We start from the raw sequence: 14,308 nt of genomic DNA on the forward strand, positions 1-14,308 counted from the left end.
CGCACGAGAGCGACCGCTTTCGGCCGGTTCGGCCGGCCGTTCGCCCGCCGCGGCGAACCTGCCCCTCTTTTCCCCCGCATCCTTTTCCCCTATAACGCCGGCCAGTCCGGACGACCCTCCGACTTCATCGACAAACGACCGGTGCGGGCCGCTCACGTGCGACCGCGCCGGATAGGTCGCGAGCACGCATGCCCAAACGCACAGACATCGAGAGCATCCTCGTCATCGGCGCCGGCCCGATCGTCATCGGTCAGGCCTGCGAGTTCGACTATTCGGGCACCCAGGCCTGCAAGGCGCTGAAGGCCGAAGGGTACCGGATCATCCTGGTCAACTCGAATCCGGCGACCATCATGACCGACCCGGATCTGGCCGACGCCACCTACGTCGAGCCGATCGTGCCGGAGGTCGTCGCCAAGATCATCGAGAAGGAACGCGGCGACCGCTCCAAGGGCTTCGCCATCCTGCCGACCATGGGCGGCCAGACGGCGCTGAACTGCGCCCTCTCGCTGCGCAAGATGGGCGTCCTCGAGAAGTACGACGTCGAGATGATCGGCGCCACGGCGGAAGCCATCGACAAGGCCGAGGACCGCGAGCTGTTCCGCGAGGCGATGAACAAGATCGGCCTCGCGACGCCGCGCTCGCGCTTCGCCAACGCCTCCGACCTCAAGCGCGCCGACAAGAAGATCCACGACGAGGAGATCGCGCGGATCCGTGGCCTCGACGCCTCCGACGCCGAGAAGTCGAAGCTCGAGGACCGCTTCCGCAAGTCCTGGGCCGACAAGGAAGAGGACCGCAAGCGCCGCTACGTCTCGAAGGGTCTGGTGGAAGCGCTGGAAGCCCTCGACGAGGTCGGCCTGCCGGCGATCATCCGTCCGTCCTTCACGCTCGGCGGCACCGGCGGCGGCATCGCCTACAACCGCGAAGAGTTCATGGACATCATCGAGCGCGGCCTCGACGCCTCGCCGACCACCGAGGTCCAGATCGAGGAGAGCGTGCTCGGCTGGAAGGAGTACGAGATGGAGGTCGTCCGCGACAGGGCGGACAACTGCATCATCGTCTGCTCGATCGAGAACGTCGATCCGATGGGTGTCCACACCGGTGATTCGATCACCATCGCCCCGGCGCTGACGCTGACCGACAAGGAATACCAGATCATGCGCGACGCCTCCCTCGCGGTTCTCCGCGAGATCGGCGTCGAGACCGGCGGCTCGAACGTCCAGTTCGCCATCGATCCCGAAACCGGCCGCATGATCGTCATCGAGATGAACCCGCGCGTCTCGCGCTCGTCCGCCCTGGCGTCGAAGGCGACCGGCTTCCCGATCGCCAAGGTCGCGGCTCGTCTGGCCGTCGGCTACACCCTCGACGAACTGGCCAACGACATCACCGGCGGCGCGACGCCGGCGTCGTTCGAGCCGACCATCGACTACGTCGTCACCAAGATCCCGCGCTTCGCCTTCGAGAAGTTCCCGGGCGCCGAACCGACGCTGACCACCGCGATGAAGTCGGTCGGCGAGGTCATGGCCATCGGCCGCACCTTCCAGGAGAGCCTCCAGAAGGCGCTGCGCGGCCTCGAGACCGGGCTGACCGGCCTCAACGACATCGAGATCCCCGGCCTCGGCCAGGGCGACGACAAGAACGCCGTGCGCGCCGCCCTCGGCACGCCGACGCCCGACCGGCTGCGCTACGTCGCCCAGGCCATGCGCCTCGGCGTCACCGACGAGCAGATCCACGCGTCGTGCAAGATCGACCCGTGGTTCCTCGAGCAGATCCGCGGCCTGATCGACACCGAGGCCAAGATCCGCACCCACGGCCTGCCGAAGACCGCCGGAGCCTTCCGTGGCCTCAAGGCCATGGGCTTCTCCGACGCCCGCCTCGGCGAACTCTCGGCCAAGTCGGAAGCCGAAGTGAAGGCCGCCCGCCGCGCCCTCGCCGTGAGGCCCGTCTTCAAGCGCATCGACACCTGCGCCGCCGAATTCGCCGCGCCGACCGCCTACATGTACTCGACCTACGAGATCCCCTTCGCGGGAACCGTGGACGACGAGGCGCGGCCGTCGGACAAGACCAAGATCGTCATCCTCGGCGGCGGACCGAACCGCATCGGCCAGGGCATCGAGTTCGACTACTGCTGCTGTCACGCTGCCTTCGCGCTGTCGGATGCCGGGTTCGAGACCATCATGGTCAACTGCAACCCGGAGACCGTGTCGACCGACTACGACACCTCCGACCGGCTCTATTTCGAGCCGCTCACCGCCGAGGACGTGCTCGAGATCCTCGAGACCGAGAAGCAGAACGGTACGCTGAAAGGCGTCATCGTCCAGTTCGGCGGCCAGACGCCGCTGAAGCTCGCCGAGGCGCTGGAGAAGGCCGGGATCCCGATCCTCGGCACCTCGCCCGACGCCATCGACCTCGCCGAGGACCGTGATCGCTTCAAGCGCCTGCTCGACAAGCTCGACCTGCGCCAGCCCGAGAACGGCATCGCCTATTCGATCGAACAGGCCCGCCTCGTCGCCGAGAGCCTCGGCTTCCCGCTGGTGGTGCGCCCGTCCTACGTGCTCGGCGGTCGCGCCATGGAGATCGTCCGTGACGAGGCCGGCTTCGACGCCTACCTCAACGGTACGCTCCCCGGCATGGTGCCCGCCGACGTCAAGGCGCGCTATCCCAACGACAAGACCGGCCAGATCAACATGGTGCTCGGCAAGTCGCCGCTGCTCTTCGATCGCTACCTGTCGGGTGCGATCGAGGTCGACGTCGACGCCCTCGCCGACGGCAAGGACGTCTACATCGCCGGCATCATGGAACACATCGAAGAGGCCGGCATCCACTCCGGCGATTCGGCCTGTTCGCTGCCGACCCATTCGCTGAAGCCCGCGGTGATCGCCGAGATCGAGCGGCAGACCCGCGATCTGGCCCTCGCCCTCGACGTCGGCGGCCTGATGAACGTCCAGTACGCGGTCAAGGACGACGTCGTCTACATCCTCGAGGTCAACCCGCGCGCCAGCCGCACGGTGCCCTTCGTCGCCAAGACCATCGGCGAGCCGGTCGCCAAGATCGCCTCCCGCGTCATGGCCGGCGAGGCGCTCGCCTCCTTCGGCCTGAAGCCGAAGAAGCTCGACCACATCGCGGTGAAGGAAGCCGTCTTCCCCTTCGCCCGCTTCCCCGGCGTCGACACCGTGCTCGGCCCGGAGATGAAGTCGACCGGCGAGGTCATCGGCCTCGACTACGACTACGCCACCGCCTTCGCCAAGTCGCAGCTCGGCTCCGGCACCCGCGTGCCGACCGGCGGTACGGTGTTCCTGTCGGTGCGCGACGAGGACAAGGATCGCATCCTGCCCTCGATCCGCGCTCTGGTGGAGACCGGTTTCCAGGTGATCGCCACCTCCGGCACCCAGCGCTACCTCGAAGCCCAGGGCGTGCCGGCGACCAAGATCAACAAGGTGCTCGAAGGCCGCCCGCACATCGTCGACGCCATCAAGAACGGCGGCGTGCAACTGGTGTTCAACACGACCGAGGGTGCACAGGCGCTCGCCGACAGCCGCTCATTGCGTCGCGCCGCCCTCTTGCACAAAGTCCCCTACTATACGACCCTCGCAGGAGCGATCGCCGCCGCGGAGGCGATCGTCGCCTATGCCGGCGGAGAACTCGAAGTCCGGCCGCTGCAGGCCTATTTCTCCGACGTCGCCTGAGGGGGCGAACGCGGAGACCGCCGACGGAAGGGTGTGAAGGCCCTGCGGACGGCGGTAAATGGATCTAGGGGGGACGGATCGGCCGCCGGCCGAACCCCGAAATCGAAGAGACGAGCGGCCACCGCCGGGAGGCGGCGGTCGTGAAGTCCTTTTGTCAACGACGTCCGAAAAACCGGACGCCAGATGAAAAGGGTCCTGACCCATGGAGAAGATTCCGATGACCGCGGGCGGCCACGCCGCTCTCGAGGCCGAGCTGAAGCATCGTCAGCAGGTCGAGCGCCCGCGCATCATCCAAGCGATCTCGGAAGCGCGCGCCCACGGCGACCTTTCGGAGAACGCCGAATACCATTCCGCCAAGGAGCAGCAGAGCCACAACGAGGGCCGCATCGCCGAACTCGAAGACAAGCTCGGCCGCGCCGAGGTCATCGACGTCTCCAAGCTCGGCGGCACCAAGATCAAGTTCGGCGCCACGGTGACCCTCATCGACGAGGACACCGAGGAGGAGAAGCGCTACCAGATCGTCGGCGACATGGAAGCCGACGTGAAGCAGGGCCGCATCTCGATCTCCTCGCCGATCGCCCGCGCCCTCATCGGCAAGACCATCGGCGACACCGTCGAGGTCATGGCCCCCGGCGGCGCCCGCTCCTACGAAGTGACCGGCGTCAGGTTCGCCTGAGCGAAGTGACCGGCGTCGGGTTCGCCCGAGCGACGTCCATCTTCGACCACGACGGATCGGCGGCGAGCCCCCTCGCCGCCTTTCGCATGTCCGGTCGGCTCTCCGGAAGCGGTGCCTGCCGCCTCAGCGCGTCTCGCCCGCCGCCCGTTTCAGGGCCGGCGCGAACAATTTCGCCACCGCCGCCGCACCGGTCGCGCTCAGATGGTCGTCGTCGGAATAGAGGATCCGTCCGTCCTCGACGATCCGGCAACGGCCGGCGCCGCACAGCAGGTCCGCCGGCTCGAGGATCTCGACCCCCGGCCGCGCCACGCCCGCCGCGGCGAAGAGATCGCGGATCTTCTTCTGCCGCGCCTCGTAGGCGTCGCGGTCGGGCGTCTGCGGCGGCGTCCAACCGAAGCGTTTCGCCGCCGCCAACACGGTCGGCACGTCGAAGCCGACCTCCGGCACCGAGAACAGCACCACCACCCGCCGCCCCTTCAACGCGTCGAAGGTCGTTCGGAGCCCCGCCTCGACCTCCGCCGCCAGCCGGTCCCGGCTCACTTCGCGGCCGTCGCGAGCGTAGCGCAGATCGGCGACGTGTTCATGGCCGAAGGACGCCGGCGGCAAGACCACGCCCCATCGCGCCACCACCAGCACCGTGCCGATGTTCTCCTCGGCGATGCGCCGCATCGCCCAGTCGAGATGATCGGCGCAGTGCCAGTTGCCGGCGCCGTGGCGCTCGAGCCCGAGGAGCGGCGGGCAGGCGACCCGGCCGAGATAGAGCCCCCTGACGCCCTCCTGCTTCGCCACGTCGCCGATCGCCGCGGCGAGCGCCCGCGAGTGGCTGTCGCCGATCAGCGCGAAGCCGTAGTGCTTCGGCTCGCTCGCGCCGATCTCGCACGGCGGCAGGTTGCGCGCGATCGCGGTGCGGCTGCGCCGGCACGCCTTGTCGATCGCCGGCGGATCGGCGGCGACGTCGGCGATCGCCCTGACCTCGGGTGACAGGCGTCCCGGCAATCCGCGCCCGACGAAGCCGGCGATACCGGCGCCGACCAGCACCAGACTGAGACCACTCGCCACGACGAACAGCCGCGACCGCGACGCGAGCCGCCGCCGTGCCCTAATCGGCGCTTCGATCAGGACCAGCGTCCCCCACGAGAGGAGCACCGTGAGGGCGAAGATGCCCGCCGCCTCGAGCGGCTGGAGCGGCCGGCCGAGCACCTGGACGGCGAAGACGATCAGCGGCCAGTGCCACAGATACATCGGGTAGGAGATCCGCCCGATGAAGACGAAGGGGCGCGTGGCGAGCAGCCGGTTCGCCGGGCTCCCCGCCGCCACCATGACGGCGGAAGCGCCGATCACCGGGAAGAGCGCCACCCAGCCGGGAAAGGCCATGCTCTCGTCGATGAGGAAGCAGGAGGCGACGATCATCGCCAGTCCGCCGACGCCGACCAGGTCGCGCAGCCGCGGCGAAACGGTCGTGCGATGCAACGCCAGCAGCGCCCCGAAACCGAGTTCCCAGAACCGCATCGGCAACAGGAAATAGGCCTGCCCCCAGTCGACCATCCCGGCGACGACGCTCGAGGCGAGCGACGCCACCACGACGGCGAGAACGATCGCCAGCCGGTTCCAGCGGTAGCGCCGCGCCGCGATCAGGAGCCAGGGGAAGACGATGTAGAACTGCTCTTCGACGCCCAGCGACCAGGTGTGGAGGAGCGGCTTGGTGATGCTCGCCGCATCGAAATAGCCGTCCTCGCCGAGGAACATGAAGTTGGCGGCGAACAACGGCGTGGCGATCAGGGTGCGGGCGAAGGCGAGGAATTCGCGCGGCATCAGCGCGATCCAGGCGCCGAGGAAGGTCGCCGCCAGCATGACGATCAGCGCCGGATAGATGCGCCGGATGCGCCGCTCGTAGAAGCCGGCGAAGGTGAACTCCCCGGCGTCGACCTCGCGGGCGATGATCGAGGTGATGAGGTAGCCGGAGATGACGAAGAACACGTCGACGCCGACGAAGCCGCCACTCATCGTCGTCATGCCGAGATGGAACAGCATGACCACGGTGACCGAGACGGCCCTGAGACCGTCGATGTCCGGACGATAGGAGAGCGAGGCGCTCATCGGGCCACCTCCGCATGGCCGAAGAGGCCGGGCAGCCGCGCCGCCAGCGCCGCGGCGATCTCGTCACGGTGGTCGGTGGAGACGGGCGTGAGCCGCAGCAGCGTCGCGGCGAGATCGTCGGCCCTCGCCCCGGCGATCGCCGTCACCGCCATCGCCCCGCCGTCGACCAGCGTGCCGACGATGTCGTCGACCAGCGTCGGCTCGAAGTCGCGCGGCCGAAGTGCGATCACCCGGCGTTGCGCCGCCACCGCCTCGGACATCATCGACACCGAATCCTCGGTGACGATCAACGCGTCCGCCGCGAAGATGTCGCCGACCGTTCCCGATCCCGCACGCCGCCAATCGACGAAACGCTCGATCACCCCGCGCCGTTCGAGATCGGTGAAGCGATCCGAACCGGCGTCCCCCGTCCGCCGCGAATTGCCGACCCGCCAGACGACCCCGAACCGGGCTCGCATCTCGACGACGAGCGCCGCGACGTCATCCCAGTCCTCGGCCGAAAAGCGATGCGAATGGGCGTTGCCGCCGAGAAGGAGGCCCAGCGTCGCGCCCGACAGATCGCCGGCGGCAGCGAGTGGGCGCGGCCGCGGCAGCTTGTCCGGCTCGACCAGACAGGGCACCGGCGTCAGCGCCGCATTGGGGAGACCGGCGAAGGATTTCACGCTGACCAGCATCAGGTCGATCTCCGGCGTCGTCGACACCCCGCGGCCGAGGCCGGAATAGACGTAAGGGATACCGAAATGGCGCTTCAGCAGCAGGCCGGCCGCGATCGCCGGCCGACCCGATCCGACGATCACGTCCGGCCGGTCGAGCCGCGCGACGTCGATACCGTAGAGGTGTTTCAGCCAGAAGGCCGGCGACAGGAAACGGAAACCGTTCACCCCGAGCTGGCGCAACGGCGGCGGCACGAACCAGCGCGGGCGCACCTCGAGCCGCTCGACCGTCGTCTCCCGCATCCGTCCCATCACATGCGCCACGCCCTCCGCCTGATGGCGATGACCGGGCTTGTTGATCAGCAGGACGAGGATGCGCAAGGGGGCCATGGCCGGCGTCGATCTCGGTGGCGAAGAGCCGGCGGTCCGGCCGCCTGCTCTTAAGCCAATCCCGCCGAGGGATAAAGCGCCGGATGGGCGGGGCGGCAAGCCGCCACCCGCCGAGGGTCCCGCCTCGCCGGCTTGCCCCGCTCCGCCGCCCGCGGCTATGGTCGCGCCGCGTCGCCGGAGGGGCGGCATGAGGAACCGGAGCGACGGTTGAAGTATCGGGCCGACATCGACGGACTGCGGGCGATCGCCATCGTCACCGTCCTCCTCGACCACCTCGACGTGACCGGCTTCACCGGCGGCTTCGTCGGCGTCGACGTGTTCTTCGTCATCTCCGGCTATCTCATCACCACGCTGATCGCCGAGGCGCAGGCGAAGGGCACCTTCTCGCTCGCCGTCTTCTACGAGCGGCGGATGCGGCGCATCTTCCCCGCCCTCCTCGTCACTCTGCTGGCGACGCTCGCCGCCGGCGCGGCGCTGATGACGCCGGCGGATTTCGAGGATCTCGGCAAGTCGGTCGGCGCCGCGGCGATCTCCGGCGCGAACTTCTGGTTCTGGTCGTCGTCGGGCTATTTCGCCCCCGACGCCGAACGCCTCGCCCTGCTCCACACCTGGTCGCTGGCGGTCGAGGAGCAGTACTACCTGCTCTTCCCCACCCTGATGATCGGCCTCGCCACCGCCCCGCGCCTCCCGTAGCGCGGCGTCCTCGCCGGTCTCGCCCTCGCCTCCTTCGCCTGGAGCGCCGCGACGTCGGACCTCTGGCCCAACGCCGCCTTCTATCTCCTGCCGGCCCGCGCCGGCGAACTGCTGCTCGGCGCCCTGGTGGCGCTGACGCCGCCGCCGCGGCTCGACGCACGTGGACGCGAGGCGGTCGCCTTCCTCGGCCTCGTGCTGATCGCCGTCGCCGTGGCGGTGATCGACCGCGCCGATCCCTTCCCCTCGTGGCGGGCGGCGCTGCCCTGCCTCGGCACCGCGATGGTGATCCACGCCGGCCGCGCCGGTTCCTCGGCGACGGCCCGCCCCCTCGCCCTGCCGCCGATGCGCTTCCTCGGGGCGATCTCCTATTCGCTCTATCTCTGGCACTGGCCGGTGATCGTCTTCGCCCGCTACCGTTTCGTCGACGATCTCGACGCGGTGGCGGTCGCCGTCCTCGCCGCGCTCTCGATCGGCCTCGCCACCCTGTCGTGGTGGTTCGTCGAACGCCCCTTCCGCCACGCTCCCGATCCGACCCGCACCCCGCGCGTCCTGGCGATCGGTGTCGCCTCGGTCCTCGCCGTCGGCTTCCTCGGCGTCGGTGCCTGGGTGTCGAAGGGCCTGCCCTTCCGCATGGAGCCGGAGATCCGCGACGTCGCCGACCCCGCCTGGGGACGGTTCCGCGGCTGCCTGAAGGGCGTGACGGCGGCCGATGCGCGCGCCGACCGCCTGTGCCGGCTGGGCGCGGCGGATGTCACCCCGAGCTTCCTCCTCGTCGGCGACAGTTTCGCCGCCGCCCTCGCCGACGGCATCGACGGCGAGGCGAAGAAGGCCGGCATCGCCGGTCGTTTCGTCGGCGTCCAGTCCTGTCCGCCGATCCTCGGGCTGAAGTCGGGCGCCGGCTCCTCGACCTCCCGCGCCGCCTGCGAGGCGACCAAGGCGGAACTCGCCGGCATCGTCGCCGCGACCGGGGTGCGCTCCGTCGTGCTCCATTCGGTCTGGGCCAATTTCGACGGCGAACGCGGCCGCACCCGCCTCCTCGCCGGTTCGGGCATCGCGCAAGGGTCGACCGAAGCCGACGTCTTTCTGAAACAGTCGGTGGAGCGCACGGTGGAGATGCTGCGCGGAACCGGCGTGCGAGTCGTGGTGGTCGGTGCCGTGCCGATGGCGGCGAAGAACGTACCGGCGACGCTGGCGCGCGCCCGTCTCTCCGGCCGCCCCGCCGAGGTCGCCCTGACCACCGCCCGCGCCGAAGCTCTGAACCACACCGCGACGACGATCTTCGCCGATCTCGCCGCTCGCGGCCTCGTCGACTTCGTCTCGCCGCTGCCGCTGCTGTGCGCCGGGGATCATTGCCGCGTCGAGGCCGACGGCCGCCCGCTCTACGCCGACGCCTATCACCTCAATCTCACCGGATCGGCTCTGGTCGCCGCGGCGATCTGGCCGCGCCTCGGCCTCGTCGGGCGTTGACGCATCCCGCCGCCAGGGGCGTCATACCGAATTCGGATGATCCCATCCGAATTCGGTATTCCGTTCATCGAAAATGGCCCGTCCGAACAAGGGCCTTTTCGATGGTATTCCTGACGCGAATTTCTCATGCCTCTGACGCAGATGAGAAATTCGCGTGTGTTCAAAGGCCGGGTGCGTCAGCATCTTCGGCCTTTGGTATGAGTCGGATCCGGCGTCGCGAAGCGACTTGCCGGATCTCGCATCACGCTTCCGGCGTCTCGCCCCACAGCCAATCCCGCGCCAACCACGACGCCGGCCGGGTGCCGCGCCAGAGCGAGCCGGTCCAGCCCTCCAGCGCCTCTTCCATCTTCGGCTTGCCGTGGAAACACATCACCCGGCAGGTCTGCGGCAGGCGCGGTTCCTGGAAACGGTTGAACGGGAAGACGCGCATGGCGTCGCGCTTGAACGAGGAGATCCACTCGCCCGGCCAATAGGTGAGTTCGCCGTGCCGGAGCGCCGTCATCGAGGTGTAGAACTGCTCCGAGCCCTTGTGGCGGGCGACCGAACCGGCCGGGTCGGCGGCGAACTCCTCGTAGAGGAACGGGTGCTTCGCCGGGTCGAACAGGAACACCGAGCCGTGGCCGCCGTCCTTGCCCTGGCGTTCGTAGCGCCACTCGCGCCGCATGCACACCTTGCCCGGGGCGAAGTCGAGCAGGTCGTCGAGCGGCCCGGTCACCACCACATCGATGTCGAAGCCGAGCACCGGGCCTTCCATGCCGGCGAGGCCGGGCTTGAACAGCGACACCTTGCGCCACGCCCCCTTGCGGCCCTCGCGGTTCATCGCCGCGACGATCTCCGCCTCGAACGGTTCGACCGGCAACGGATGAACCTCGATGCCCGGATCGAGTCCTTCCGGATGTTCGGTGAAGCAGAGGAAGCGGAACGGCCGCTTCAGGAATCGCGACACGCCACGATGCAGCCGGTTGACGTAGTAGGCGGGGTACTTGGTGCCCCACTTGATGCAGACGACGTTGACCGGAGGGAGGGAAGCGGCGGACATGCGGGTTTCGGCGGCCTCGATGGCGGGAGAGGCGGCTTCCTAGCACGCCCCATCCGGTGCCGATACCCCGGGCCTGCCGGGGGACGTCGCCGGTTTCTCCTCCGATCGCGCGAATGTGGCGGCGATTGCGCGATTGTGACGGTATCCGCCCTTCCCCCCGTCCGCCCGTTTCGTTATGCCGTCGCACGAAGAACCCTCGATCCTGGCCCATGCCGAGCGATTCCGCGCCCCCGCTTCACCGCCGCCTGTCCTGGCGCCTGCAACACCTCGCCCTCGGCGCGGTGGCGGCGGTGCTCGGTGCCATGGGCCTCGATCGCGCCTCCCGTTTCATGGGCTGGTGCTGGCGCCGGCTCGCGCCGTTCAACAAGCGTCACGCCCGCGCCGACGCCCATCTCGCCATCGCCATGCCGGAACTCTCGACGGAAGAGCGCCGCCGCATCCTCGGCGACATGTGGGAGAACCTCGGCCGCACCGCCGCCGAGACCATCCTCCTGCCGCAACTCCTGAGAGACGCCGGCCGCGTCGTCTGCACCGTGCCGGACGACGAGTTGGAGAAGGCGCGCGGCGGCGCCGTCTTCGTCTCGCTCCACACCGGCAACTGGGAAGTGGTCTCCGTTCCCCTGCTCAGGGCCGGTTTCGCGACCAAGGCGCTCTACAAACCGCTCTCCAACCCGATCGTCGAGGACTGGCTCCGGGCGCGACGCGAGCCGATCTATCCCGGCGGCCTGATCGGCCGTCAGCACGGCATCGCGGTGAAGCTGCGCTCGATCGCCCGCGCCGGATCGGTCCTGGCGATCGTCGCCGACCAGACCGACCGCACCGCCATCACCGTCGACTTCTTCGGCCGCCCGGCCCGCGCCATGCCGTTTCCGGCGCTGCTCGCCCGCCGCCTCGGCCTGCCGCTCTTCGTCGGCCGGACGATCCGCACCGAGGGCGCCCGCTTCCGCGTCGAAGGCCGCTGGCTCGACGTTCCCCACACCGCCGACGCCGAGGCCGATGTGATCGCCCTGACCCGCGCCATCCATGCGGTCTGGGAGGAGTGGATCCGCGAATATCCCGGCCAGTGGATGTGGGCCCATCGTAAATGGTTGTGAGCCGTCACGATTCCTCCGCCGCCCCCTTGGGATCTCGGGGGTCCATCGACTATATGGGAAGAACACGTTCGACATTCGTCGAGGAAGAGGATCCATGTCGCATCATCACGCCCGCGTCCTGGTGATCGGTTCCGGCCCGGCCGGCTACACCGCCGCCATCTACGCCGCCCGCGCCATGCTCGAGCCGACGCTCATCGCCGGCATCCAGCTCGGCGGTCAGCTCACCGTCACCACCGAGGTCGAGAACTACCCCGGCTTCGCCGAGCCGATCCAGGGTCCGTGGCTGGTCGAGCAGATGCGCCTGCAGGCCGAGCACTGCGGCACCAACCTCGTCTACGACACGGTCACCTCGGCCGATCTGTCGAAGCGCCCCTTCACCCTCACGCTGGACGGCGGCGACACCTGGACCTGCGACGTGCTGATCGTCGCCACCGGCGCCCAGGCCCGTTGGCTCGGCATCCCGACCGAGGAGAAGTTCCGCGGCTTCGGCGTCTCAGCCTGCGCCACCTGCGACGGCTTCTTCTATCGCGGCAAGGAAGTGCTGGTGATCGGCGGCGGCAACTCCGCCGTCGAAGAGGCGCTCTACCTCACCAACCACGCCTCCAAGGTGACGGTCATCCACCGGCGTGACAGTTTCCGTGCCGAGAAGATCCTCCAGAACCGCCTCTTCGCCCATCCCAAGATCGAGGTGATCTGGAACGCCAGGCTCACCGAGGTGCTGGGGAGCGAGGGCATGCCGCCGTCGGTCACCGGCGCCCGCATCGAGGACGTCGTGACCGGCGCGACCCGGGATCTCACCTGCGACGGCATCTTCGTCGCCATCGGCCACAAGCCGGCGGTCGAGCTCTTCGACACCCAGCTGAAGCTGAAGCCGTCGGGGTATCTGTGGACCGCGCCCTATTCGACCGCCACGTCGATCCCGGGCGTCTTCGCCGCCGGCGACGTCGCCGACGACGTCTTCCGCCAGGCGGTCACCGCCGCCGGCATGGGCTGCATGGCGGCACTGGAAGCCGAGAAATTCCTGGCCGGCACCGCCCACGGCGCCGCGGCTGCGGAATGAACCCGATCGGCCCCGCACGCCGAAGCGGGGTCGGACGGAAGCGAGACGAGGGGGGACGGCTCTTGGACTGGGACAAACTGCGGATCTTCCATGCCGCCGCCGACGCCGGTTCCTTCACCCATGCCGGTGAGAACCTGGAGATGAGCCAGTCGGCGGTGAGCCGTCAGGTGAGCGCGCTCGAGGCCGACCTCGGCGTGCCGCTGTTCCACCGCCACGCCCGCGGCCTGATCCTCACCGAGCAGGGCGAACTCCTGTTCCGCACCGCCCGCGAAGTGCTGATGAAGCTCGAGCAGGCGCGCTCGCGATTGGTCGAGACCCGCGAGAAGCCCTCGGGCCTCTTGCGCGTCACCACCACCGTCGGCCTCGGCACGTCGTGGCTGACATCGCGCATCCACGAGTTCATCGAGACCTACCCGGACGTCGAGTTGGAACTGATCCTCGACGATCAGGAACTCGACCTCGCCATGCGCGAGGCCGACGTGGCGCTGCGCGTGCGCCAACCGGTGCAGCCGGATCTGATCCAGCGCAAGCTCTTCGCCATCCACTACCACCTCTACGCCTCGTCGGCCTACATCAAGCGCCACGGCGCGCCGGAGTCGATCGAAGACCTCGATGTCCACCGCATCATCACCTTCGGATCGGCGGCACCGGTCTATCTGCGCGACATGAACTGGCTGGAGACCGCCGGCCGCCCGTTGAACGCGCCGCGTCGGCCCTGCCTCAAGATCAACAACGTCATGGCGATCAAGCGCGCCGTCCAGCGCTCGGTCGGCATCGCGCTCTTGCCCGACTATCTCGTCGACGCCGACAGCGATCTCGTTCAGCTGATCCCGGAGGCCGACGTCCCGGCCTTCGACTGCTACTTCGTCTACCCCGAAGAGATGCGCAACACCGCCCGCGTCAAGGTGTTCCGCGACTTCCTCATCTCCAAGGCGGAGCGCTGGACCTACTGAGACCGTCGGCGGTCGAAAGCGGCCGAGGGTGTCCCGGCGCGGATGTCGCCGGCCTTCGATGCGGGTGAGGAAGACGCGCGGCTTCGCCGGCCCGACGCGTCGGCACGCGGCCGTCGCCACGCGGCGAACGCCCCGTCGCCGCCCGCCCGGTTCGCATCCCCGTACCACCTCACCCTCCGGCCGCCCCACCCCGGTGGCCGATCGCCGTCCCCGGTGGCCGATCGCCGTCGCGCGACCGCGGCCGATCTCGACTGCTCGTCGTTCGCAGCGACGATCGAAACGATCGAGTTCGCCGTCGAATCTTGCCGAACCCGCCGCAACAGACCGAGAATCCGCACGAATCCGCATCTCGACATACTCGCTGAAATCACACGAATTCCGACATTTTTCCACGTGACGACATTGCAACAGTCGGCGAATATACTCCTCTCGAGCGATCGACGCGCATCGAGGCAGGTGATTTCTACGCAGGATCTGATACTATTCGCGACGGGGACCCGACC

General features: G+C 68.8%; 9 protein-coding genes and 1 pseudogene. 7 read left to right on the forward strand and 3 right to left on the reverse strand.

The features are described from left to right. Nucleotides 1-188 precede the first annotated feature (188 nt). Together carB and greA are read left to right on the forward strand one after the other, a co-directional pair. The gene (gene carB, locus V7Q42_RS09820; protein WP_333823843.1) at nt 189-3,683 is read left to right on the forward strand and encodes a carbamoyl-phosphate synthase large subunit; all 3,495 of its coding nucleotides are present in this window, start codon (nt 189-191) and stop codon (nt 3,681-3,683) included. Nucleotides 3,684-3,885: 202 nt separating this feature from the next. Further along, nucleotides 3,886-4,359 (forward strand): transcription elongation factor GreA, encoded by a 474-nt coding sequence (gene greA, locus V7Q42_RS09825; RefSeq protein WP_333823844.1) that lies wholly within the window; start codon nt 3,886-3,888, stop codon nt 4,357-4,359. 123 nt (nt 4,360-4,482) lie between these two features. Here greA and V7Q42_RS09830 read toward each other — a convergent pair whose 3' ends face one another. Together V7Q42_RS09830 and V7Q42_RS09835 are read right to left on the reverse strand one after the other, a co-directional pair. Further along, on the reverse strand, nt 4,483-6,456 hold the full coding sequence (locus tag V7Q42_RS09830; RefSeq protein ID WP_333823845.1) for an acyltransferase family protein: 1,974 nt from the start codon (nt 6,454-6,456) through the stop codon (nt 4,483-4,485). Beyond that, complete coding sequence (locus tag V7Q42_RS09835) at nt 6,453-7,499, reverse strand: ELM1/GtrOC1 family putative glycosyltransferase (RefSeq protein WP_333823846.1); 1,047 nt, start codon at nt 7,497-7,499, stop codon at nt 6,453-6,455. Before V7Q42_RS09835 ends, V7Q42_RS09830 begins: the two co-directional genes overlap by 4 nt. A gap of 207 nt (nt 7,500-7,706) precedes the next feature. On the opposite strand from V7Q42_RS09835, the pseudogene V7Q42_RS09840 reads away from it, so the two are divergent. Beyond that, a pseudogene (locus V7Q42_RS09840) lies at nt 7,707-8,669 on the forward strand (acyltransferase family protein); the annotation flags it as partial. Nucleotides 8,670-8,822: 153 nt separating this feature from the next. Then, nucleotides 8,823-9,659 carry an SGNH hydrolase domain-containing protein gene (locus V7Q42_RS09845; protein WP_333823884.1) on the forward strand — a complete coding sequence of 279 codons (837 nt, stop codon included), beginning with the start codon at nt 8,823-8,825 and terminating at the stop codon, nt 9,657-9,659. Nucleotides 9,660-9,900: 241 nt separating this feature from the next. On the opposite strand, the gene V7Q42_RS09850 is transcribed toward V7Q42_RS09845, so the two are convergent. Beyond that, nucleotides 9,901-10,698 (reverse strand): hypothetical protein, encoded by a 798-nt coding sequence (locus tag V7Q42_RS09850; RefSeq protein ID WP_333823847.1) that lies wholly within the window; start codon nt 10,696-10,698, stop codon nt 9,901-9,903. A gap of 209 nt (nt 10,699-10,907) precedes the next feature. Here V7Q42_RS09850 and V7Q42_RS09855 point away from each other — a divergent pair, with 209 nt between their 5' ends. The 3 genes from V7Q42_RS09855 to V7Q42_RS09865 all read left to right on the forward strand — a co-directional run bounded on the left by V7Q42_RS09855 (nt 10,908) and on the right by V7Q42_RS09865 (nt 13,805). Continuing rightward, the gene (locus tag V7Q42_RS09855; RefSeq protein ID WP_333823848.1) at nt 10,908-11,792 is read left to right on the forward strand and encodes a lysophospholipid acyltransferase family protein; all 885 of its coding nucleotides are present in this window, start codon (nt 10,908-10,910) and stop codon (nt 11,790-11,792) included. 94 nt (nt 11,793-11,886) lie between these two features. Further along, nucleotides 11,887-12,852, forward strand: a complete 966-nt coding sequence (gene trxB / locus V7Q42_RS09860; protein ID WP_333823849.1) for a thioredoxin-disulfide reductase — start codon at nt 11,887-11,889, stop codon at nt 12,850-12,852. 62 nt (nt 12,853-12,914) lie between these two features. Beyond that, entirely contained in the window at nt 12,915-13,805 is an 891-nt protein-coding gene (locus V7Q42_RS09865; protein WP_333823850.1) for a LysR family transcriptional regulator, read from the forward strand. Nucleotides 13,806-14,308 lie beyond the last annotated feature (503 nt).

Origin of the sequence: Pinisolibacter sp., assembly GCF_036782435.1 — a bacterium.
Taxonomy (GTDB): domain Bacteria; phylum Pseudomonadota; class Alphaproteobacteria; order Rhizobiales; family Ancalomicrobiaceae; genus CALBKH01.

Bases quoted from the DNA above. Each gene is read 5' to 3' on its own strand.
- carB (WP_333823843.1), top strand. From the start codon at position 189: ATGCCCAAACGCACAGACATCGAGAGCATCCTCGTCATCGGCGCCGGC.
- greA (WP_333823844.1), top strand. From the start codon at position 3,886: ATGGAGAAGATTCCGATGACCGCGGGCGGCCACGCCGCTCTCGAGGCC.
- V7Q42_RS09830 (WP_333823845.1), bottom strand. From the start codon at position 6,456: ATGAGCGCCTCGCTCTCCTATCGTCCGGACATCGACGGTCTCAGGGCC.
- V7Q42_RS09835 (WP_333823846.1), bottom strand. From the start codon at position 7,499: ATGGCCCCCTTGCGCATCCTCGTCCTGCTGATCAACAAGCCCGGTCAT.
- V7Q42_RS09845 (WP_333823884.1), top strand. From the start codon at position 8,823: ATGGAGCCGGAGATCCGCGACGTCGCCGACCCCGCCTGGGGACGGTTC.
- V7Q42_RS09850 (WP_333823847.1), bottom strand. From the start codon at position 10,698: ATGTCCGCCGCTTCCCTCCCTCCGGTCAACGTCGTCTGCATCAAGTGG.
- V7Q42_RS09855 (WP_333823848.1), top strand. From the start codon at position 10,908: ATGCCGAGCGATTCCGCGCCCCCGCTTCACCGCCGCCTGTCCTGGCGC.
- trxB (WP_333823849.1), top strand. From the start codon at position 11,887: ATGTCGCATCATCACGCCCGCGTCCTGGTGATCGGTTCCGGCCCGGCC.